Here is a 20,503-nt window from a genome sequence, read left to right on the forward strand (position 1 = left end):
CTTGTTATCAATGGCCTTTCGGGATGAAACGCCCCTGGATAACGCGATATGGGCGGAAGAACCTCTTCGGTCCATTGGATGGGTTCAAGATCAATTTCGCCCGTGACGCAGATCACTTTCGGCCGGTATCGGTCACGCTGCGTTCCTTGATCATTCTCTGTATTTCCTGTGAAGATTCCCGGCGCGCGCGCCCACATCGGGGGCGCTGCTTGGCGTTTCCAATGTTCGCCGTCCTTTGCGCAAGGTGGGAGTCGACGCATGCGTGCAGCAGGTCCGGGGTCCTGGCTGGGGCCTCGCCGGCCGGCCTTGTCCGGAAGAAGCCGGCAACGACGCCGGCATCTCCGTATGACAGTGATCGTCTCGTTGGCGTCGGCGCTCACCTGGGGCAGCCTGACGCTTGAGGCGGCGGCCATCGCGCCGAAACCCCGCGAGGAGATGGCGGTCCAGCTCCCCGACCTGCCGGAGAGCGCGCGGACGGAGCAGGACGACAGTGCCGAGAAGCACCTGACGACCGCGCCCGAGGAGGCCACCACCCCCTACACCCCGCAGGCCGTGGAGGAGTGGTCACCGGGTGTGGGCACCGCCGACCTGACGGACGTGGCGCCGGGGCGGATGGTCCCGGTCGAGAACGTGCCGACGGTCTCGCTCGGCGTACCCGAGGAAGGCGATCCGGCCGCGCTGGCCGGTGAGTGGACCGTCGACCTGAAGGCGCCGGCGGACTCGCAGGCCGCCGAGGTCGACGGCCTGCTGATGGAGATCACCCCGCCGGCCACCGCCGACCCGGAGGCCGAGGTCACCGTCGGGGTCGACTACACGTCGTTCGCCGATCTGTACGGCCCGCAGGCCGCCGACCGGTTCGGCGTCGTCCTGCTGCCCAACTGCGTGATCGACGCGCCGACCGAGGGCGAGTGCGCCCCCGAGGCGCCGGCCGACGAGTCGGCGGACGGCGGGCCGGCGGACGGCGACGGCGTGACGGCGTCGGTGCAGCCGCTGGCCAGCGAGATCGAGGTGGTCCACCCGAAGACCACCGCCAAGCTGCGCGCCGCCGCCGAGAACGAGGGCGGGACCCCGCGGACCCGCCGGGTCGTCTCCGCCACCGTCCCGGTGTCCGAACTCCTGGGGTCCGGTACCGGATCGAAGGCGTCCGGCGCCATGCGGGCGGCCGCGTCGGACGGGACCGGCTCCCGCGCCGTCGGCGTACTGGACACCGGAGCCTCGGCGGCGGGCGACTTCACCGCCACCCCGCTCCAGTCGTCCGGTTCCTGGGCGGCCGGTTCGTCCTCCGGCGCCTTCACCTACGGCTACCAGGTGCAGGTCCCCGAGGCGGCCGGCCTGACCCCCCAGGTGGCACTGTCCTACTCCTCCCAGTCGGTGGACGGCCGGACATCGGCCACCAACAACCAGGCCTCCTGGATCGGTGACGGCTGGGACTACAACGCGGGTTCCATCACCCGCACCTACGCCTCCTGCCGCGAGGACGCCAAGAAGGCGGGCGCCAACAACGCCACCCACAAGACGGGCGACCTGTGCTGGGGCTCGGACAACGCCACCCTGACGCTCGGCGGAGCGACGACCGAACTGGTCTGGGACGCGGACCAGAAGGAGTGGTTCACCGCCAACGGTGACGGCTCCCGGATCCAGATCGTCAAGGACACGTCCAAGGACAACAAGGACGCCGACGGCGAGTACTGGATCGTCACCACCCGCGACGGCACCAAGTACCACTTCGGTCTGAACCACCTGCCGGGCTGGTCCAAGGGAGACCCGGTCACCAACTCGGTCCTGACCGTCCCGGTCTTCGGCAACCACGCGGGCGAGCCCTGCTACAAGGCCGGCGACTGGAAGGGCTCCGACTGCGCGCAGGCATGGCGCTGGAACCTCGACTACGTCGAGGACGTCCACGGCAACGCCATGTCCCTGTGGTGGAAGAAGGACCCCAACTACTACGCGCGGAACTTCAACTGGAAGGCCCCGGTCAAGTACGACCGCGACGGCTACCTCGCGCACATCGACTACGGCCAGCGCAAGAACACCGTCTTCTCCGCTCAGGCCCCCGGCCGCGTCACCTTCAACGTCGAGGAGCGGTGCTACGCCGAAGGCTCCCTCAAGTGCGACGAGGCCAACTTCACGTCCAAGGACCCCGGCAAGTACCGCATCTGGTACGACACCCCGGCCGACCTGCGGTGCGCGTCCGGCAAGATGTGCTGGAACGCCGCACCGTCGTTCTGGTCCACCAAGCGCCTGGATTCGATCCAGACGTCCGCGCAGCGGCGCACCGACACCACGGCCCGTCAGGTGGTGGACCGCTACGCACTCCAGCAGTCCTTCCCCTCCCTGCGCACCGGCCCGAACACCGCCCTGTGGCTTGAGACCGTCACCCGCACCGGCTACGCCCGCAAGGGTTCCACCGACGCGAGCGTGAAGCTCAACCCGGTCCGGTTCGAGGCGAACGTGGACGACATGCCCAACCGCGTGATGCGGGGCGACAACGACCCCCGTCCGGGCTTCTCGCGCCTGCGCATCGGCCGGGTGATCAACGAGTACGGCGGCGAGACCGTCGTCACCTACAAGCAGCCGGAAGGACAGTGCGCCACCGGCCAGGGCCTGCCCGGCAAGGGCGACAAGGCCGAGCTGAAGAGCAACACGCGTCTGTGCTACCCGTCCTTCTGGCACCCGGACCCGGAGAAGGAGGACATCGACTGGTTCCACAAGTACGTGGTCCAGGAGATCGAGGAACTCCCCAACGTCAACGGCGCCTACTCGACCAGCACCAAGTACGGCTACGGCACCGCCGGCTGGAGGATGGCCGAGCAGGAGTTCACGAAGAAGTCCACGCGGACGTACTCGCAGTTCGCCGGATTCGACCGGACCACCGTGATCACGGGCGCCGACGACAAGGCGATCGGCAGCAAGAAGACCAAGGCCGTCACCCGGTTCTTCCGCGGCATGGGCGACAGCGTGCCGGTCAAGGACATCACCGGCACGCACATCGCGTACGACCGTGAACCGTTCGCCGGCCGCATAGCCGAGGAGCTCACCTACGCCGAGGCCACCGACGCGGACACCGACTGGCTGACCCGCTCCGTCACCGTTCCGGAGGCCACCGAACTGGCCTCCCGCACCCGGGGCGACGGCCTCGACCCGCTGAAGGCGTGGCGGGTCACCGAACCCCGCCAGCTGGCCTACAGCAAGGACGGCAAGGGAACCGTCCACACGTCGGAGACGAAGACCACCCACGAGTCGAAGTACGGCCTGCCGGTCCGGATCGAGACCCTTCAGGACAAGGCCGACCCCGGTCTCGTCGGTGACGTCTCCTGCACCGAGCTGGAGTACGTCCACCACACGGACAAGAACCTCATCGGCCTGACCAAGCAGACCCTGAGCACCGCCACCCCGTGCGCCACGGCGGACTTCACCGACCTGAAGAAGCTCGCCTCCGGCTCCCGTATCGCCTACGACGAGGGCGCGTACGGTGCCGCGCTGACCGGCTCCACCCGGGGCCTGGTCACCCAGACCTGGTCGCTGAAGGCCGACGGCTCGGGCTTCCAGTCCGACGGCACCGTCGGGTTCGACTCCCTGGGCCGGGTGGTGAAGGCCACCGACCCGGACGGCAAGTCGTCCACCACGGCCTACGCCATGACGAACGGCCAGACCTTCGGCATCACCGAGACCAACTCGCTGGGCCACACCTCCACCCAGGAGGTCGAGCCCGGCCGCGGCACCACCACGACGAGCACCGACGCCAACGGACACGTCTCCCGTTCCGTGTTCGACCCGCTGGGCCGGCTCGTCCAGGCCTGGGCCCCCGGCCGCACCCCGTCGACGTCCGCCGTGCCGGACTTCGCCGTCGAGTACCACATATCGAAGAACGACCCGGGCGAACCGGACCGCCTTCCGCCGTACGTGGTCACCAAGGGCCGCGGGCACAAGGACCGTGTCGAGACCTCCGTCACGATCTACGACGGTCTGGGCCGTGAGCGTCAGGCGCAGCAGGAGGCGACCGGCGGCGGCCGGCTGATCACCGACACGCTGTACAACAGCTCGGGCGAGGTCTGGCAGACCAACAACGCCTACCTGGCCACCGGCAAGCCGAGCGGTCAGCTCTTCACCCCGCTCGCCGACACCGCCGTGCCGAACGCGACCCGCTACACCTACGACGGCCTGGGCCGCGTGGTGAAGGAACTGCCGATCCTCAGCGGCAGCGAGATACCGGCCCGTTCGACCCGCTACGAGTACGGCGCCGACTGGTCCACGGTCATCAACCCCTCCGGTGCGGCCTCCTACCGCGTCCGGTCCGACTCGATGGGCCGCACCACCCAGGTCGACACCTTCACCGACGCCGAACGCACCGAGTTCACCTCGGTGAAGTACGAGTTCGACGACCTCGGCCGGCTCGTGAAGGCGTACAGCGCACAGGACTCCGCGCGCACCTGGACCTGGAAGTACGACGGGCGCGGCCGGATGGTCTCCGCCACCGACCCGGACGCCGGAACCACCACCACGACGTACGACCACCGCGACCGGCCCCTCACCACGACCGACGCGCGCGGGATCACCGTCTGGACGAAGTACGACGAGCTGTCCCGGCCCACCGAGCAGCGCCTCGGCGGTTCCACCGGCGACCTGGTCGCCCGGAGCACGTACGACACCGTGCCGGGCGGCAAGGGCCTGCCGGCCGGCACGGTCCGGGTCACCGACGGCCAGGAGTACACGATGTCGGTCGGCGGCTACACCGCCGACTACCAGCCGCTCTCCACCACGCTGTCGCTCCCGGACTCCCTCGCCACCACCTGGGGCCTGCGGAAGTCCTACACCTCCACGTACAACTACAGCGACACCGGCCTCCTGCTGGACGGCACCATCCCCGCGGCGGGCGCGTTCGACAGCGAGAAGCTGGTCGTCCGCTACAACGAGGAGGGGCTGCCGCTCTCGGTCTCCGGCAAGGACTGGTACGGCTCCGAGGCCATGTACTCCCCGTACGGTGAGCTGCTGCGCTCCACGCTGGGTGCTCAGCCCCACCGGGTGTGGGCGCTCTCCGGCTTCGACGACGCCTCCGGTGCCCTCACCGACCAGCAGGTGTACCGGGAGCAGAACGGCGACACCTCACTGGTCGGCGGCAAGCTCGCCTCCCACCGGTCGTACTGGTACGACAACGCGGGCAACGTCACCGGCATCCGGGAGCGCTCGACCGGCATCCAGGAACGCCAGTGCTTCACCTACGACCCGATCGGCCAGCTGACCGAGGCGTGGACCTCCGCCGACCTCGCCCACTGCGCCGACGGCCCGGTCAAGGAGGGCGGGGCGCTCAATGTGACGGCCGGCCCGGACGACTCCGGCTACTGGCAGCAGTACGAGTACGACCTGCTCGGCAACCGCGAGAAGCTCACCGAGAAGGACCTCACCGGCGCCACCGCCAAGGACGCGGTGACGACCTACGCCTACGGCAAGGCGGACGGCTCCCAGCCGCACACCCTGACCAAGGTGACCAAGAAGTACACCACCCCGGCCGGCGCCCAGGTCACGGCGGAGGCCGAGCGGCTCTACGAGCTCACGGGTGACACCAAGCAGGTCACCTCGCTGGAGAACGGCGACACCCAGGACATCAGCTGGACCTGGGACGGCCAGGTGGAGCGCCTCACCGGCCAGGGCAGTGGCGGCCGGACCTCCTACGTCGGCCTCGCCGACAAGTGCCTGGACCTGAGCGGCGGCAAGCCGGCCCAGAACACGCCGGTCAACCTGTACGCCTGCAACGGGGCGGCGAGCCAGAAGTGGTCCTTCCAGGTGGAGCCGGGCCAGCCGGACCCGGACCTGGGCACGATGACCTTCTACGACGACACGTGGTGCGTCGCGCCCGGCTCGTCCGCCGCGGGGGCCGGTCTGCAGCTCCACAAGTGCGACGGCTCCGCCGGCCAGAAGATCAAGCGCAATGCCTCGGGCCAGCTGGTGCACGTCGGCACCGGCCTGTGCGTCGCGGTCAAGGACGGCGCCACCGCCGACAGCACCTCCACCGTCCTCGCCGCCTGCTCGGCCTCCTCGGCCGCGCAGAAGTGGGAGGCGCAGAACGAGACCCGTTACCTCTACGGTCCGGACGGCAGCCGTCTGCTGACCGTTCAGGGCAAGCAGGCCACACTGCACCTGGGGGAGACCGAGGTCACCACGCAGGCGGCCGGCAAGCTGGTCTCCACGCAGCGCAGCTACGGGGCGCCCGGCGGCAGCGTGCTGCGGTTCCAGGACGGCAACCAGAAGGGCAGCACGCTGGTCGCCGAGGTCGGTGACCACCAGGGCAGTACGTATGCCGAGGTCGCCATGACCGACGGGATGCCGGTGCGGGTCCGTAAGCAGGACCCGTTCGGCAACGAGCGTGGGTCCTCCGCCTCGGGTACCGGTCTCCGGACCCATGCGGCGTTCCTGGGCATGACCCCGGACGATGCCTCCGGCTACACCCAACTGGGTGCCCGTATGTACGACCCGGCCGTCGGGCGCTTCCTGTCGGCGGACCCGGTGCTGGACGTCGCGGACCCGATGCAGGCCAACGGGTACGCCTACGCCCACAACAACCCCGTGACGCTGTCCGACCCGACGGGTCTGGCGGTCTCCCTGACGGCGTCGGAGACGGCGGCGGCGCTGGCCGGCGCGGGTCTGTCGGCGGCGCAGGTCTCCCAGGCCCACTCGACCATGGGCAAGACCATCACCTCGGTGATCCTGTCGGTCGCCTGGGACCAGTTGAAGGGCTTCATCGGCCTCGACGACGCCATGGGCTGCTTCGGCGGCAGCGTGATGTCCTGCATCAGCCTCGTCGTCGGCGCGGTTCCCTGGGGCAAGCTCGGCCGGATCCCCTCCCTCATCAAGGCCGTCAAGCGCACGGCCGGCGCCATCCAGGCGCTCAACAAGGCGAAGAAGAAGGCAGAGAAGGTCATCGCCGCGGCCAAGGCCGCGGAGAGGAAGGCGCTCGCCGCGAAGAAGGCGGCGATCGAGAAGGCCAAGAAGGCGGCGCAGGCCGCGAAGAAGAAGGCGGCGGAGAAGAAACAGACAACCAGCAACAAGGCCGTCAACGAGACCAAGAAAACCGGGAACTCGGTCCAGAAACAGGCCCAGGCCAATTCGGCACCGAAGGTCTCCTCGGCCTCGGCCACCCACCGGAGTTCGGGCGGCGCCAAGGCCGGCGCCGACAAGCCCGGTGGCGCCGCCGGTGGTTCCTCGCGGAACAAGGGCGGCAGCAGCGGCGACAGCGGCTCCGGCAAGGCGGGCGGGAGCTGCCCGGTCGGCAACAGCTTCGTTCCCGGTACCAAGGTCGTGATGGCCGACGGCTCGACGAAGGCCATCGAGGACGTCAAGGTCGGCGACAAGGTCCTGGTCACCGACCCGGAGACCGGGAGGACGACGGTCCGGACCGTCACCGCCGAGATCAGGGGCGAGGGCCTCAAGCACCTGGTCGAGGTCACCGTCGACACCGACGGCGACCAGGGCGACGAGACCGCCTCGGTCACCGCGACCGACGGCCACCCCTTCTGGGTCGAGGAACTCGGCGCCTGGATCGACGCCACCGACCTCAAGGCGGGCGAATGGCTCCGCACCAGCGCAGGCACCCACGTCCAGATCACCGCGGTCGCACGCTGGACCGCGGCGGGCGAGACCGTCCACAACCTCACCGTCCGTGACACCCACACGTACTATGTGCTGGCGGGCGCCACTCCGGTGCTCGTTCACAACAGTGGTGGTACCGAGTGTGGTGCGTCCGGCCTTCAGCAGCGGGCTGAGGATCTTCAGAACCAGGTCGGCTGGAGCGGGACGACAGCCGTGGCCCGGGTACGGAGCCTGGCCGATCCGGACCGGATCGAGACCTGGGTGGCCAGCAACAAGACGTATCTGCCGACGAACTGGCGGAAGAACAACTCGCTGAATCCGGGGGAGACCTTCATCCAGCTCAAGGGGCACGCGGAGGACTCCATTATGGAAGCCCTTGATGTCGGTGATGGTTGGGAAATCATCGAAGGCGGCACATCTACCGGTGTCTGCTGGGGGATCTGTCACCCCAGGCTGACATCCAGTGGTGTGACCGTGGGGGGACCTGAATTCGGAAGCAGCAAGAACAACTCCCCCTGGAGAATGTTTTGGAAGAAGTAGATTTCTCACACGAGGCACTGGTGCGGGAACTGGGCGAGGCGAGCCCCGAGTCGCACAAGATCGCGGCAGCGATGTGTGTCTACAGGGTGATGCCTGTCCTGGAGAGGCGGATCGGGTCCGGCGCCGCCTCTGCGGTTCCGGCGGGAACATGGTCTCCCGCCATGGTGGCGGGTGAGATCTTCCCGATTCTCGAGGTGCTGCGTGCAGGACTGGACGCGGGAACGGACGAGGAACTCGCTGAGGAGGACGAGGAGATCGAGGAGGTCTTCGCCATGTCCTCCGAAATGGTGCTCAGGGCGTTTGCTGAGGACTTCGAGATCTCGCGCTGGTCCGATTGGTGTTCGTCGCTGTGTCTGGACGTGCATCAGGCTTTCGATGCCCTGGTCGAGGAGGCGGATCAGGAGCCGCGTTTCTACCCGGCTGGGCAGTATCCGGACCTGACCGAACTCCAGGCGTGCGAACTTGAGGACCAGGTGCGCATTCTGCGTCTTCTCCGTCACAGATCGCAGACGAACGATATGGACGTGGTGGGAATCGTTGAGGCCGGCAAGGCGCGGGTTGCCGCGTCCTTGGAGCAGATTCTTGAGGGCGGGGCGTAGCGACGTTCCACCGGCTCGCGTCATGCGCCACCAGTCGTGATCCTCACTGCCGACGAAAAGGCCGGGCGCCCCTCGTTCGAGGGGCGCCCGGCCTTTTCGCGTTTCCGCCGGACGGGACTTAGTCCGTCCCGGACTCCATCGCCGCGCGGTCCAGCATCTCGTCCGCGTCGGAGACCTCGCCGCGGGAGGCGATGGCCTCGGCGCCGCCCTCGGGGAGGGAGCCGATCAGGCCGGTCGCGGCGGCCTGGGCCGCGCCGATCGCCGGGTTGGCGTTGCCGATCATGCCGAGGCCCGCGTACTGCTCCAGCTTGGCGCGGGAGTCGGCGATGTCGAGGTTGCGCATGGTGAGCTGGCCGATGCGGTCGACCGGGCCGAACGCGGAGTCCTCGGTGCGCTCCATGGAGAGCTTGTCCGGGTGGTAGCTGAACGCCGGACCCGTGGTGTCGAGGATCGAGTAGTCCTCGCCGCGCCGCAGCCGCAGGGTGACCTCGCCGGTGACGGCCGTGCCGACCCAGCGCTGGATCGACTCGCGGACCATCAGCGCCTGCGGGTCCAGCCAGCGGCCCTCGTACATCAGCCGGCCGAGGCGGCGGCCCTCGTTGTGGTACTGGGCGAGGGTGTCCTCGTTGTGGATGGCGTTGACCAGGCGCTCGTACGCGGCGTGCAGCAGGGCCATGCCGGGGGCCTCGTAGATGCCGCGGCTCTTGGCCTCGATGATCCGGTTCTCGATCTGGTCGGACATGCCCATGCCGTGACGGCCGCCGATGGCGTTGGCCCTCATCACCAGGTCGACGGCGGTCTCGAACTTCTCGCCGTTGATCGTGAGCGGCCGGCCCTGGTCGAAGCCGATCGTGACGTCCTCGGTCTCGATCTCGACCGACGGGTCCCAGAACCGCACGCCCATGATCGGCTCGACGGTCTCCACCCCGGTGTTCAGGTGCTCCAGGGTCTTGGCCTCGTGGGTGGCGCCCCAGATGTTGGCGTCGGTGGAGTACGCCTTCTCGGTGCTGTCGCGGTAGGGCAGGCCGTGGGCGACCAGCCACTCCGACATCTCCTTGCGGCCGCCGAGCTCCGTCACGAAGTCCGCGTCCAGCCAGGGCTTGTAGATCCGCAGGTGCGGGTTGGCCAGCAGGCCGTAGCGGTAGAACCGCTCGATGTCGTTGCCCTTGAAGGTGGAGCCGTCGCCCCAGATCTGCACGTCGTCCTCAAGCATCGCCCGGACCAGGAGCGTGCCGGTGACCGCGCGGCCCAGCGGCGTGGTGTTGAAGTACGCCCGGCCGCCCGAGCGGATGTGGAACGCTCCGCACGTCAGCGCGGCCAGGCCCTCCTCGACGAGCGCGGCGCGGCAGTCGACCAGGCGGGCCAGCTCGGCGCCGTACGCCTTGGCGCGGCCCGGCACCGACGCGATGTCGGGCTCGTCGTACTGGCCGATGTCGGCGGTGTAGGTGCAGGGGACTGCGCCCTTGTCACGCATCCAGGCGACCGCGACCGAGGTGTCGAGGCCGCCCGAGAAGGCGATGCCGACGCGTTCGCCGGCGGGCAGGGAGGTGAGGACCTTGGACATAGGAAGATTATGCATCATCTCGCATGATCATGCAATGTCGGTCCGTGGCTCCGGCGCGGGGTGGGGCTGGAATACCCCCACCGGGTATACGGTTACGGTCGTGGAGGCGGGCGGACACCGTGGAGACCCGCCCCGTACGGCACGACGGAGGGAGCGCACGATGGACCACGCGCACGGCCCCCACGACCACCACCCCGGGCACACCGACCACACCGCCCGCGGCGGCCACGCCTCCTGGCGCACGGCCGCGCAGGCCACCCTGCACTGCCTCACCGGCTGCGCCATCGGCGAGGTGCTCGGCATGGTGATCGGCACGGCGGCCGGCCTGCACAACGGGGCCACCGTGGCCCTCTCCATCGCCCTGGCCTTCGTCTTCGGCTACGCGCTGACCATGCGCGGCGTCCTGCGCGCGGGCGTGCCCCTGCGCCGGGCCCTGAAGGTGGCCCTGGCCGCGGACACGCTGTCGATCGCCGTCATGGAGGTCATCGACAACACCGTCATGGTGACCATCCCCGGCGCCATGGACGCGGGCCTGGCCGACGTCCTCTTCTGGGGCGCGCTGGCCGGCTCCCTGGCCCTCGCCTTCGTCATCACGACGCCGGTGAACCGTTGGATGATCGGGCGCGGCAAGGGCCACGCCGTGGTCCACGCCTACCACTGAGCGGGCATGGACCACGGCGTGGGACTACTTCCGCCAGAACAGGTGGTGCGTCACCCCGCTCGGGCTCGGTACGACGTCCAGGTGGAACCGGTCGCGAAGGTCGTCCGGGGAGTCCCAGAGCCGGATACCCGTCCCCAGCTCCACCGGCGCGACCGCCACGTGCAGGGTGTCGACCAGGTCGGCGTCCAGGAACTCCTTGATGGTCGTCGCCCCGCCGCCGAGCCGGACGTCCTTGCCCCGCGCGGCCTCCCGCGCCTGTCCGAGGACCGCGGCCGGGTCGCCGGCCACGAAGTGGAACGTGGTGTCGGAGAGCGTGATCGACGGGCGTTCGTGGTGGGTCAGGACGAACACCGGGGTGTGGAAGGGCGGTTCGTCGCCCCACCAGCCCTGCCACTCGTGGTCCTCCCAGGGGCCGCGCTGCGGACCGAACTTGTTGCGGCCCATGATCTCGGCGCCGATGTTGTGCGCGAAGTCCCGCGTCATGTAGTCGTCCAGCCCCCGGCTCCCGCCCGGGTCGGTCCGGTTGGGCCAGCTCGCCGTGGCCCCGGCCCAGGAGAACAGCCGCCCCGGGTCCACATGGCCGCCGAAGGGCCGCTCCAGGGTCTGGTCCTCGCCGGCGGCGACGCCGTCCGTGGAGACGGTGAAATTCTGGACCCGCAGCAGTTGAGTCACGTGGTTCCTCCGGGTGTTGGGGTGACAACGATGGAGTGACTCCCCGCACGGGGCAAACTCATCGCCGCGTCGGACGGGAAATGTCACTCCACCGTCAGCGGGCACCCGGGGGAGGACGGCGAGGGCCTCCACCTCGATGCTGAACCCCGGTCCTCGGCGCGCGGACTCAGATCCACAGCTGCGCCTTCATCAGCAGGTGCCCGTGCAGCAGCGTCAGGTCCGGATGCGGGGGGCTGCCTCGGCGGGTGGCCAGGTAGAAGGTGTTCAGGGGCGGGATCTCCGGCTCGATGAGCGGGGTGATGCCGCCGTCGGCCAGCTCCTCGGCGCACAGGTAGGTGGGCAGGACCGAGATGCCGGCCGAGGACTTGACCGCGGCCAGGGCGCCGCGCAGGTCGGGGATGACCAGGGCGGGCGGAGTGGTGAGGGAACGGTCGAAGACCGTGTGCCAGTAGCGGCGGATGATCGGCAGGGACTCCGCGTAGCTGATCATCGGGATGTCGCCGAGGACGTCCGGGCCCTCGGTGGCGAGCCGGTCCAGTGGGAGCTGTCCGGCCAGCTCGGCGGAGGCGACCAGGACGAATTCCTCGTCGACCAGCGGGGTCGCGGTGACGCGGCGGCCGCGCGGGCGGACGGTCGAGATGACGAGGTCGAACTCGTCGTCCTCCAGGCGGTCGAGCAGGTCGTCGGCAAGGCCGAAGGTGAAGTTCAGGCGCATGCCGTCCGAAGCGAGGTCGCTGATCGCGGGGATCACGCGGGTCGTCGTCAGCTCGACGGGGCCCGCCACCGTCAGCGGGCGGGCCGCGGGGTCGTCGCCGAAGGCGCGGTCGACGGCGTGGCTCAGGAGGTCGATCGGGCCCTGGACCTCACGGATGAGGCCGTCGGCGGCCTGGGTGGGCTGGGCGCCGTGGGGGAGCCGTTCGAAGAGCGAGCGCCCCATCGCCTGCTCCAGGTTGCGGATCTGATGGGTGACCGCGGGCTGGGACAGGCCGAGCTGGTGGGCGGCCTTGGTGAAGGACCCGAGCCGGTAGACCGCGACGAACGTACGCACCCAGCCAAGTTGTACGGACAAGCCATCCCCCCGGAAGCTGTGTCCCGGTCCGGTGCCTGCCGAACCGGCGGTGGACCTGACACTACGCGATCGGGTGGTGACCGTCGGGCCGGGCGGCCGCCGTGGACGGGTGGCCGCCGGGGGCTTCGGCGGCCACCCGTCCACGAGGCGTGCGCTGCCCGGCGCGGTCAGCGGGCGGCGAGCTGTTCGACGACGAGTTCGGCGACCTTCGCGGCGGACGCCGGGTTCTGGCCGGTCACCAGCCGCTGGTCGGCCACCGCGTGCGGGGCGAAGTTGCCGGTCTTGGTGATCTTCGCGCCGCGCTCGGCCAGGGTGCTCTCCAGCAGGAACGGAACGACGCCGGTCAGGCCCACCGCCTCCTCCTCCTCGTTGGTGAAGGCCGAGACCTGCTTGCCGTCCACCAGGTGGCTGCCGTCCGAGAGCTTGATGTTCACCAGGCCGGCCGGACCGTGGCAGACGGCCGCGACCGCACCGCCCCGCTCGTAGATCGCGGCGGCCAGCGCGGCCAGCTCCTCGGACTCCGGGAAGTCCCACATCGTGCCGTGGCCGCCCGCGAAGTAGATCGCGTCGTACTCCTCGGCCTTCACGTCACCCGCGGCGGGTGTCGTGGCCAGCGCCTTCGTGGTCGCCGGGTCCGCGAGGAACTCGGCGACGACGGTGTCGTCCGGGCTGATGCCGTCCTGCGGAGCGGCCCCGCCGCGCACGGAGACGTAGTCGATCTCGTAACCGGCCCTGCGGAACACGGCCGCCGGGTGGGCGACCTCGGGCACGTAGAAACCGGTCCTACGGCCGGTCGCGCCGAGTGCGTCGTGACTGGTGAGGGCGAACAGAACCTTCGTGGACATGGCGGAGTCTCCCGGACGGGGTCATGGATGAGGGGCATGGGCAGGGGCAGAGGCTGCGGCGTCGCAGGGGGCGGGACGGGTGTCCCGGTGGCCGGCCGCATTACCGTGTTGCCGACACCCAGAAATTTAGAGACCGCGGGCAGCCCCGGCAAATAGACGAACTCATGACCCACATAAGCAGTCCTATATCCCATTGAAAATGCGTCCTTCTTCTTGCGGCAAGAACAGGGCGATGGGCTATGGTGCTGCTTCCCGTTACCCCCCGACGGCATCGGCCGCAGAGAAACAGCCGCTCTCCGGCGAAAGTGAGGCAAAGGTGCCCGCACATTCCTTGAAAGGGCTCATCGTCCTCAGCAGCACCGAGCGCCTCCCCGGCGGCCGGTCCGCCGGCTTCTGGCTGCCCGAGGCCGCCTACCCGTGGCGGGCGCTGCTGGCCGCCGGATGGGACTTCGAGTTCACCAGCACCCGCGCCGGGCGGCCGCCCGCGGGCGGGGTCGACCGGTCGGACCCGCCGCAGCGCATGTTCCTGGAGGACCCGGTCGTCCAGGACCGCCTGGAGAACACGCGCACCCCGGATCTGCTCTCCCCCGACGACTACGGCATCGTCTTCGTCGCGGGCGGCCATGGCGCGATCATCGACCTGCCCGGGGACGCGCGGCTGGTCCGCTTCCTCGCCGACTACTGGGCCGGCCGGGATTCCGCGGTGATCGCCGCCGTGTGCCACGGAGTCGCGGCCCTGCTCGACGTGCCGGGCCCGGACGGGACCCCGCTGGTGTCCGGGCGCCGGATGACGGCGTTCACCCAGGAGGAGGAGCGGGCGGTCGGCCTCGACCGGATCGTCCCGTACTTCCTCGGCGAGGCCCTGGCCGAGCGCGGGGCCCGGTACGAGGCCGGGGACGCCTTCCGCAGCCATGTGGTCGCCGACGGCCGGCTGATCACCGGACAGAACCCGGCCTCCACCGCCGACCTCGCCCGCACGGGCGTGGAGCTGGCCTCCGGCCGTCCCCTTCCCCGGCACTGGCTGCGCCGCTCGGCACCCGTCGCCGCCCGGTAGGGGGGCCGTCAGGGCCTTCCGGTGCGCCGAAAGCCGTCGGAGGGCCCCGGGCCACGCTTCGGAAGGCCCTTGAGAAACCCTGGAAAAGCCCTCGAAAACGCCTTGAGAATTCCTCGTGCATTCCTTATGAATGCTTGATGTGTGCTCGGTGCGGTGGCTTCGGTGCGGTATCGGCGTTCCGATAGAAGATCTTATTCCGGTAGTCCTCCAGGCTATTTGCCGGGAGTCGGTTCCGCGTGATCCTCTGAGTTGCGTGCGGAATTCGATACGGATTCCGCACGACTGTCGCATGAAATGCATGCGGTCGGGTGTTCGAGGTGAGGAGAAACGTCGTGCCCGTTACGGTAGTGGCCCGCTGGGTCGCCGGCGAGGGTCATGGAGACACCATCGAGAAGCTGCTCGCCGACATCACGGAGAGGAGCCTCGCGGAACCCGGGTGCCTTGCCTACAGCGGTTACCGGGCCGCCGGGAGCGACCTGGAGTTCGTGCTGATCGAGGAGTACGCGGACGCCGGTGCGCTGGAGCGGCACCAGGCGTCGGACCACTACCGCGACCTGGTCCTGGGCGAAGTGGTGCCCCTCCTGGCCGAGCGGCACGTGGGCCGGTACACCGCGCTGCGGGCCGCCTGAACGCGCCGCGGGTACGCCGAGGGGCCCGGGGAGACGTCTCCCCGGGCCCCTCGGCGTACGGCGTGCCCCGGCTCAGGAGGCCAGGAGTGCGGCGACCGCGTTCCCGAGACCGCGTGCCGACGCCGGGTTCTGGCCGGTGACCAGACGGCCGCTGACCACCACGTGCGGTTCCCGGCCGGGGGCGCAGCTGTAGACGGCGCCCCGCTCCTCCAGGGCGCCCTGGAGCGGGAACGGCACCACGGTGTCCAGACCGCGGGCGGTCTCGCCCTCGTGGGAGAACGAAGTGATCCGGTGACCGTCGATCAGGTGCCGTCCCGTACCCAGGCGCAGGTCCACCAGGGCGGCCGGTCCGTGGCACAGGGCGGCCACCACGCCGCCGCTCTCGAAGACCGTCCGGCCGATCTCCTCCAGGGCGGGGTGGCCCCGGAAGTCCCACATGGTGCCGTGGCCGCCGACGAAGTACACCGCGTCGTACCGGCCGGGGTCCACGTCCTGCGGGCGCGGCGCGGCCTTGATGAGTCCGCCCCCTTCGGGGTGGGAAAGGAATGCCGTATGGCCCTCATCGGCTGAATCGTGACCGATCATCGGCGGCATGCCGCCCTCGACCGAGACGAACTCCACGCGGTGGCCCGCTTCTCTCAGGATCTCCCAGGGCTCGTATGTCTCGCCCAGATGAAAGCCCGTCGGCCGGCCGGTGGTGCCGAGTTCCGCGTGGCTGGTGAGGACGAACAGGGCGGTCCTGCCGGCGGTCGGCTTCACGGTCGGCTTCATGGCGCCTCCAGACGTACGGAATCGTTGAATTCGGAAAGAGGTGCTGTGCCGTACGTGGCGCGGTCGGCTCTCATGGCCGTCGCCAGCTCCTTCCGTCCCGCGCGAGCAGCTCGTCCGCCTCGGCCGGCCCCCAGCTGCCCGCCGCGTACGGGGCGGGGGCGCCGTGCGCGTCCCAGTGCCGCTCGACCGGGTCGAGGATCTCCCAGCAGCGTTCGACCTCCGCGGTGCACGGGAAGAGTCCGGCGTCGCCGAGCAGGACGTCGAGGACGAGCCGCTCGTAGGCCCCGGGGCAGGACTCGGTGAACGCGGTCCCGTACGTGAAGTCCATCGACACGTCACGTATGTCCATCGTCGGACCGGGCGCCTTGGAGCCGAAACGGACCGTGATGCCCTCGTCCGGCTGGACGCGGACGACGATCGCGTTCTGCCCCAGCTCCTCGGTCGCGGCGGGCGCGAACGGGGAGCGCGGGGCGCGCCGGAAGACGACCGCGACCTCGGTGACCCGGCGCCCCAGCCGCTTGCCGGTGCGCAGGTAGAACGGCACGCCCGCCCAGCGGCGCGTATCGACACCCACCTTGATCGCGGCGTACGTGTCGGTCCGTGATCCGGAGCGGACTCCGGCCTCCTCCAGGTAGCCGACGACCTTCTCACCGCCCTGCCGGCCGGCCGCGTACTGACCTCGTACCGTGCCGGTGGACAGGTCGGCGGGGAGCCGGACGGCGTTGAGCACCTTGACCTTCTCCGCGACCAGGGCTCCCGGCTCGAAGGCGGCCGGCTCCTCCATGGCGGTCAGCGCCAGCAGCTGGAGCAGGTGGTTCTGGATGACGTCGCGGGCCGCGCCGATGCCGTCGTAGTAGCCGGCCCGGCCGCCGATGCCGATCTCCTCGGCCATCGTGATCTGAACGTGGTCGACGTGGTTCCGGTTCCAGATCGGTTCGAACATCTGGTTGGCGAAGCGCAGCGCCAGGATGTTCTGGACGGTCTCCTTGCCGAGGTAGTGGTCGATGCGGAAGACCTGCTCCGGGGCGAAGGCGCCATGGACGACGGAGTCCAGCTCGCGCGCCGACTCCAGGTCGCGGCCGAACGGCTTCTCGATGACCGCCCGGCGCCAGGACCCCTCGGGCGGGCGGGCCAGGCCGTGCCTGCCCAACTGCCGCACGACGGAGGGGAACAGCGCCGGCGGTACGGAGAGGTAGAAGGCGAAGTTCCCGTGCGCACCCCGCGCCCGGTCCAGCTCCTTGGCCAGGATCTCGAAGACGTCGTCCTGCTCCAGGTCCCCCTGGACGAAGCTCATCGAGCGTGCGAGCCGCTGCCAGACCTCCTCATGGAAGGGAGTGCGGGCGTGCTCCCCGACCGACTTCCGGAGCACCCCCGCGAAGTCCTCCCCCTCCCGGCGCGGCAGGGCCACCCCGACGAGGGCGAAGTCCGGTGGCAGCAGCCCGCGGTTGGCCAGGTCGTACACCGCGGGCATCAGCTTCTTGCGGGCCAGGTCCCCGGTGACGCCGAAGAGGACCAGACCCGAGGGCCCGGCCACCCGCGCGGCGGTGCGGACCGGGCCGGGCACGGAGCGTGCGGTTGCCAGTTCCCCCGTCATGGCGTCACCGGGCGATCGTCGCGCTGAGGACATGGGGGCCGCGCTCCGTGAAGTACGCGGCGCTGGTGACGGTGATCCGTCGGCCGTGCGCGAGGGCCTGGGCGGGAGCGCCCGTCACCGCCGTGGCGGCGATCGGGAGGGCGAGAAGCGGAACGAGGACACGACGGTTACGCATGCGAGTGGACTCCTTGGACGTGGGTGGGAACGGGGCTACGGGGCGGGGTCGGCGGGCGGGCGGCCCGCGGCGGCCACCGCGCGGGCGGCGACGAGCACGGCGGCGCAGCAGATCCCGAGGGTCGTCCGGTATCCGCAGTACGCGGCGACGAGCTGGCCCGCCGACGCCCCGACGAACAGCAGGAAGGTGTTGAAGGCGACGGCCGTGGTGGCGGTGGCCGGGGCGATCCGGTGCAACATGCCGACCAGGCTGGGGACGGTGAGGCCGATCCCGGCGACGAAGACGACGCTCCCCAGGACCAGCAGCGGCAGGACCGGGGTCAGCTGGGCCACCAGCAGCCCGGCCCCCGCGGTGAGGAACCCGGCGACCGCCGGGCCGCGGGGGCCCCGGCCGCCCGCGAAGCGGTGGACGACCGGAGCCGCGAGCAGCCCGGCCGCGCCGATGGCCTGGACGGCCAGGACCTGACCGCCACTCAGGCCGTGGGCGTCGGCGAGGTGCGGGTTCAGCACGGCGTACAGCGCCACGAAGCTGCCGAACACCGTGAGCGCGGAGGCGAAGACGGCGAGCGCCCGGCGGTCGCGCAGCAGCCCGCGCAGCACGCCCGACGCCGAGCGGACGGAGACGGAGGGATCGGTCACCGGCGGGCGCAGCAGGATCCGCAGACCGGCCGCCGCGCCCGCGTACAGGACGGCCGGCAGCCAGAACGCGGCCTGCCAGTGGCCGTGGCCGCCGACGCCCTGGCCGAGCACCTGGCCGGCGACGCCGGCGCCGAGCAGCCCCGTGGTGAGCACCGAGAGGGCCGCCGGGCGGCGGGCGTCCGTCGTGTGGCGGGCGATGTAGGCGAGGGCCACGGGGGCGAAGGAGGCGGCGGCCAGGCCCTGGGCGGCGCGCAGGGCCAGGAACCAGCCGTAGCCGGGGGCGAGGCAGAGCGCCGCCGTGGTCAGGGCCGTCGCAGCCGTCCCCCAGGAGAGGACGGGGCGGTGGCCGGTCCGGTCGGCGAGGGGGCCGAACACCAGGAAGCCGAGGGCGTAGAACAGCGAGAAGCAGCTCCCCGACCAGGCGGCGGCCCCGGGGCCGACGCCGAAGGCTTCCTGGAAGCGGGGGGCCATCGGGATGGCGAGGTAGAGCTGGGCCGGGACGGCCACCGCGAGCACGGTCAGCAGACCGAGTTGCGCGGCGGACGGCGCACCGGGCGGGAGCGGGGCCGGCCCGCGGCCGGTCCGGACGGCGGGCGGCGATGAGGGCGCGGACATGGCTGTCTCTCCGGTCGGAAGGGCGGGCACGGACACGGACACGGGCACGGGCACGGGTGGGCATGACGAGGACGGGGCCCGGCCCGGGTGGGAAGGGCCCCGTCCTCGTCGGTGCGGTGCGGTGCGGTGCGGTGCGGTGTCGTGCGGTGCGGTGTGAGGTGCGGGCCGGCTCAGACCGCGGCGGGGACGGGCACCAGGCCGGCGAGGTCCTCCAGGTGGAGCGGGGGCACGCCCCACTCCGCGTTCTGCGCGCGGTGCTCCGGGGTCTGGTAACCCCATTGGGCCCACCGGGACACCGCCCCGGTCCGGGCGACCCGCACCGCGTTGGTGAGGTTGTCGTCGATGAAGGTCACGTCCTTCAGGTCGACGCCCCACCGGGCGCTGATCTCCTCGATCGCCTCCGCCTTGCGGCCGCACTCGCCGAACACCGCCGATACGGTCTCGTCCAGACCGTGCCGGCCGAGGATGGCGTGGACCGAGCCCTCGTCCTTCGCGGTGACGATCGCGACCGACCCGCTGTGCCGGCGCAGCAGCTCCGGCACGCCCGGGTACAGGGTGTGCAGGTCCAGCCAGAAATCGGTCTCCCGGGTACGGAACCACTGCCTGGCGGCGTTGGCCGCGTCGGTGAACTTCTGTACGTAGGACGAGGGCAGGGCCTCGTACAGCCGGTCGAAGTCCGCCTGGCAGCCGAGGGCGGCGGCCTCGGGGAGGTGGGCGACCACGAAGTGGTCCAGGGTCCGGGCGTAGTCGCGTACGGTACGGAACCGGTCGATGAACTCGCGTGGTACCAGGCGAAGTTGCTCCGGGCCCGGGATCGCGCGGTCGTGCGGCCGGCCGCCGAGCCAGGTGACCAGCGCGCACTCCTCCAGGGCGTCGCAGATGACGCCGTCGAAGTCGAGCGCCAGGAGGGCGGGGCGCCCGGCCATCAGGCGGCCTGCTTCCCGGCCGCGATCTTCTCGGCGGTCTCGAAGACGGACCGCATGAACGTGCCCATGTAGCCGTAGTACGAACAGGTGATGATGTTGCCGTCGACGATCACGTCGCTGTCGACCACCTCGGCCCCGGCGTTGATCACGTCGTCGCGCAGGCCGATGTAGGCGCACGCCTTGCGGCCCTTGAGCACGCCCGCGCTGACCATGATCCAGGGACCGTGGCACAGGCCGGCGACGACCTTGCCCGCCCGGTCCATACCGGCGACGAAGTCGAGGACGCCGCGGTCCTGGCGGACGCGGTCGGGGGCCTCGTGGCCGCCGGTGAGTATGACGACGTCGTACTGGTCGACCGCGAGGTCCTCGAAGGCGATCAGCGGACGGGCCGTCTTGTCCATGGGCAGCGGGATGCCGTACTTGCCGTTGACGGCGTCGGCGTTCTTGGTGGCCACGTCCACGTTCCAGCCCTCCTCCATGAGGCGGTAGTACGTGAAGACGACATCGTGGTCCTGGAAGCCGGGGCCGGTGATGATGACGGCGTTGCGGGACATGCGGGAACTCCTT

General features: G+C 70.4%; 15 protein-coding genes. 5 read left to right on the top strand and 10 right to left on the bottom strand.

Annotated features, from left to right (window positions below):
• Positions 1-345 precede the first annotated feature (345 nt).
• Both P8A18_RS20945 and P8A18_RS20950 read left to right on the top strand, forming a co-directional pair.
• Complete coding sequence (locus tag P8A18_RS20945) at positions 346-8,124, top strand: ricin-type beta-trefoil lectin domain protein (RefSeq protein ID WP_306056579.1); 7,779 nt, start codon at positions 346-348, stop codon at positions 8,122-8,124.
• Positions 8,112-8,723, top strand: coding sequence for a hypothetical protein (locus tag P8A18_RS20950; protein WP_306056580.1), 612 nt, complete (start codon positions 8,112-8,114; stop codon positions 8,721-8,723). Before P8A18_RS20945 ends, P8A18_RS20950 begins: the two co-directional genes overlap by 13 nt.
• Before the next feature lie 118 nt (positions 8,724-8,841).
• On the opposite strand, the gene argG is transcribed toward P8A18_RS20950, so the two are convergent.
• A complete protein-coding gene (gene argG / locus P8A18_RS20955) occupies positions 8,842-10,287 on the bottom strand; it encodes an argininosuccinate synthase (protein WP_018550593.1) in 1,446 nt (481 codons plus the stop codon).
• Between the two features lie 160 nt (positions 10,288-10,447).
• On the opposite strand from argG, the gene P8A18_RS20960 reads away from it, so the two are divergent.
• A complete protein-coding gene (locus P8A18_RS20960) occupies positions 10,448-10,948 on the top strand; it encodes a DUF4396 domain-containing protein (protein WP_306056582.1) in 501 nt (166 codons plus the stop codon).
• Positions 10,949-10,972: 24 nt separating this feature from the next.
• On the opposite strand, the gene P8A18_RS20965 is transcribed toward P8A18_RS20960, so the two are convergent.
• The 3 genes from P8A18_RS20965 to P8A18_RS20975 all read right to left on the bottom strand — a co-directional run bounded on the left by P8A18_RS20965 (position 10,973) and on the right by P8A18_RS20975 (position 13,534).
• The gene (locus P8A18_RS20965; RefSeq protein WP_306056584.1) at positions 10,973-11,620 is read right to left on the bottom strand and encodes a dihydrofolate reductase family protein; all 648 of its coding nucleotides are present in this window, start codon (positions 11,618-11,620) and stop codon (positions 10,973-10,975) included.
• A gap of 166 nt (positions 11,621-11,786) precedes the next feature.
• Positions 11,787-12,689 carry a LysR family transcriptional regulator gene (locus P8A18_RS20970; protein WP_306056586.1) on the bottom strand — a complete coding sequence of 301 codons (903 nt, stop codon included), beginning with the start codon at positions 12,687-12,689 and terminating at the stop codon, positions 11,787-11,789.
• A gap of 167 nt (positions 12,690-12,856) precedes the next feature.
• Positions 12,857-13,534, bottom strand: a complete 678-nt coding sequence (locus P8A18_RS20975; protein WP_018550589.1) for a type 1 glutamine amidotransferase domain-containing protein — start codon at positions 13,532-13,534, stop codon at positions 12,857-12,859.
• A 331-nt stretch (positions 13,535-13,865) separates the two neighbouring features.
• On the opposite strand from P8A18_RS20975, the gene P8A18_RS20980 reads away from it, so the two are divergent.
• Together P8A18_RS20980 and P8A18_RS20985 are read left to right on the top strand one after the other, a co-directional pair.
• Positions 13,866-14,588 carry a type 1 glutamine amidotransferase domain-containing protein gene (locus P8A18_RS20980; RefSeq protein ID WP_306056588.1) on the top strand — a complete coding sequence of 241 codons (723 nt, stop codon included), beginning with the start codon at positions 13,866-13,868 and terminating at the stop codon, positions 14,586-14,588.
• A 332-nt stretch (positions 14,589-14,920) separates the two neighbouring features.
• Positions 14,921-15,217: a putative quinol monooxygenase gene (locus P8A18_RS20985; protein WP_037709443.1), complete on the top strand. Its 297-nt coding sequence runs from the start codon at positions 14,921-14,923 to the stop codon at positions 15,215-15,217.
• 72 nt (positions 15,218-15,289) lie between these two features.
• Here the strand turns inward: P8A18_RS20985 and P8A18_RS20990 are convergent, their stop codons facing one another.
• From P8A18_RS20990 to P8A18_RS21015, 6 genes are all read right to left on the bottom strand, one after another.
• Positions 15,290-15,988 (bottom strand): type 1 glutamine amidotransferase domain-containing protein, encoded by a 699-nt coding sequence (locus P8A18_RS20990; protein ID WP_306056590.1) that lies wholly within the window; start codon positions 15,986-15,988, stop codon positions 15,290-15,292.
• Between the two features lie 70 nt (positions 15,989-16,058).
• Complete coding sequence (gene zwf, locus P8A18_RS20995; RefSeq protein ID WP_306056592.1) at positions 16,059-17,582, bottom strand: glucose-6-phosphate dehydrogenase; 1,524 nt, start codon at positions 17,580-17,582, stop codon at positions 16,059-16,061.
• A gap of 4 nt (positions 17,583-17,586) precedes the next feature.
• Positions 17,587-17,757 carry a hypothetical protein gene (locus P8A18_RS21000; protein WP_306056593.1) on the bottom strand — a complete coding sequence of 57 codons (171 nt, stop codon included), beginning with the start codon at positions 17,755-17,757 and terminating at the stop codon, positions 17,587-17,589.
• Between the two features lie 35 nt (positions 17,758-17,792).
• A complete protein-coding gene (locus P8A18_RS21005) occupies positions 17,793-19,010 on the bottom strand; it encodes an MFS transporter (protein WP_306056595.1) in 1,218 nt (405 codons plus the stop codon).
• Between the two features lie 170 nt (positions 19,011-19,180).
• Positions 19,181-19,936 carry an HAD family hydrolase gene (locus P8A18_RS21010; RefSeq protein WP_306056596.1) on the bottom strand — a complete coding sequence of 252 codons (756 nt, stop codon included), beginning with the start codon at positions 19,934-19,936 and terminating at the stop codon, positions 19,181-19,183.
• Positions 19,936-20,490, bottom strand: coding sequence for a type 1 glutamine amidotransferase domain-containing protein (locus P8A18_RS21015; RefSeq protein WP_306056598.1), 555 nt, complete (start codon positions 20,488-20,490; stop codon positions 19,936-19,938). Before P8A18_RS21015 ends, P8A18_RS21010 begins: the two co-directional genes overlap by 1 nt.
• Positions 20,491-20,503 lie beyond the last annotated feature (13 nt).

It is taken from the genome of Streptomyces sp. Mut1 (genome assembly GCF_030719295.1).
Taxonomy (GTDB): domain Bacteria; phylum Actinomycetota; class Actinomycetes; order Streptomycetales; family Streptomycetaceae; genus Streptomyces; species Streptomyces castrisilvae.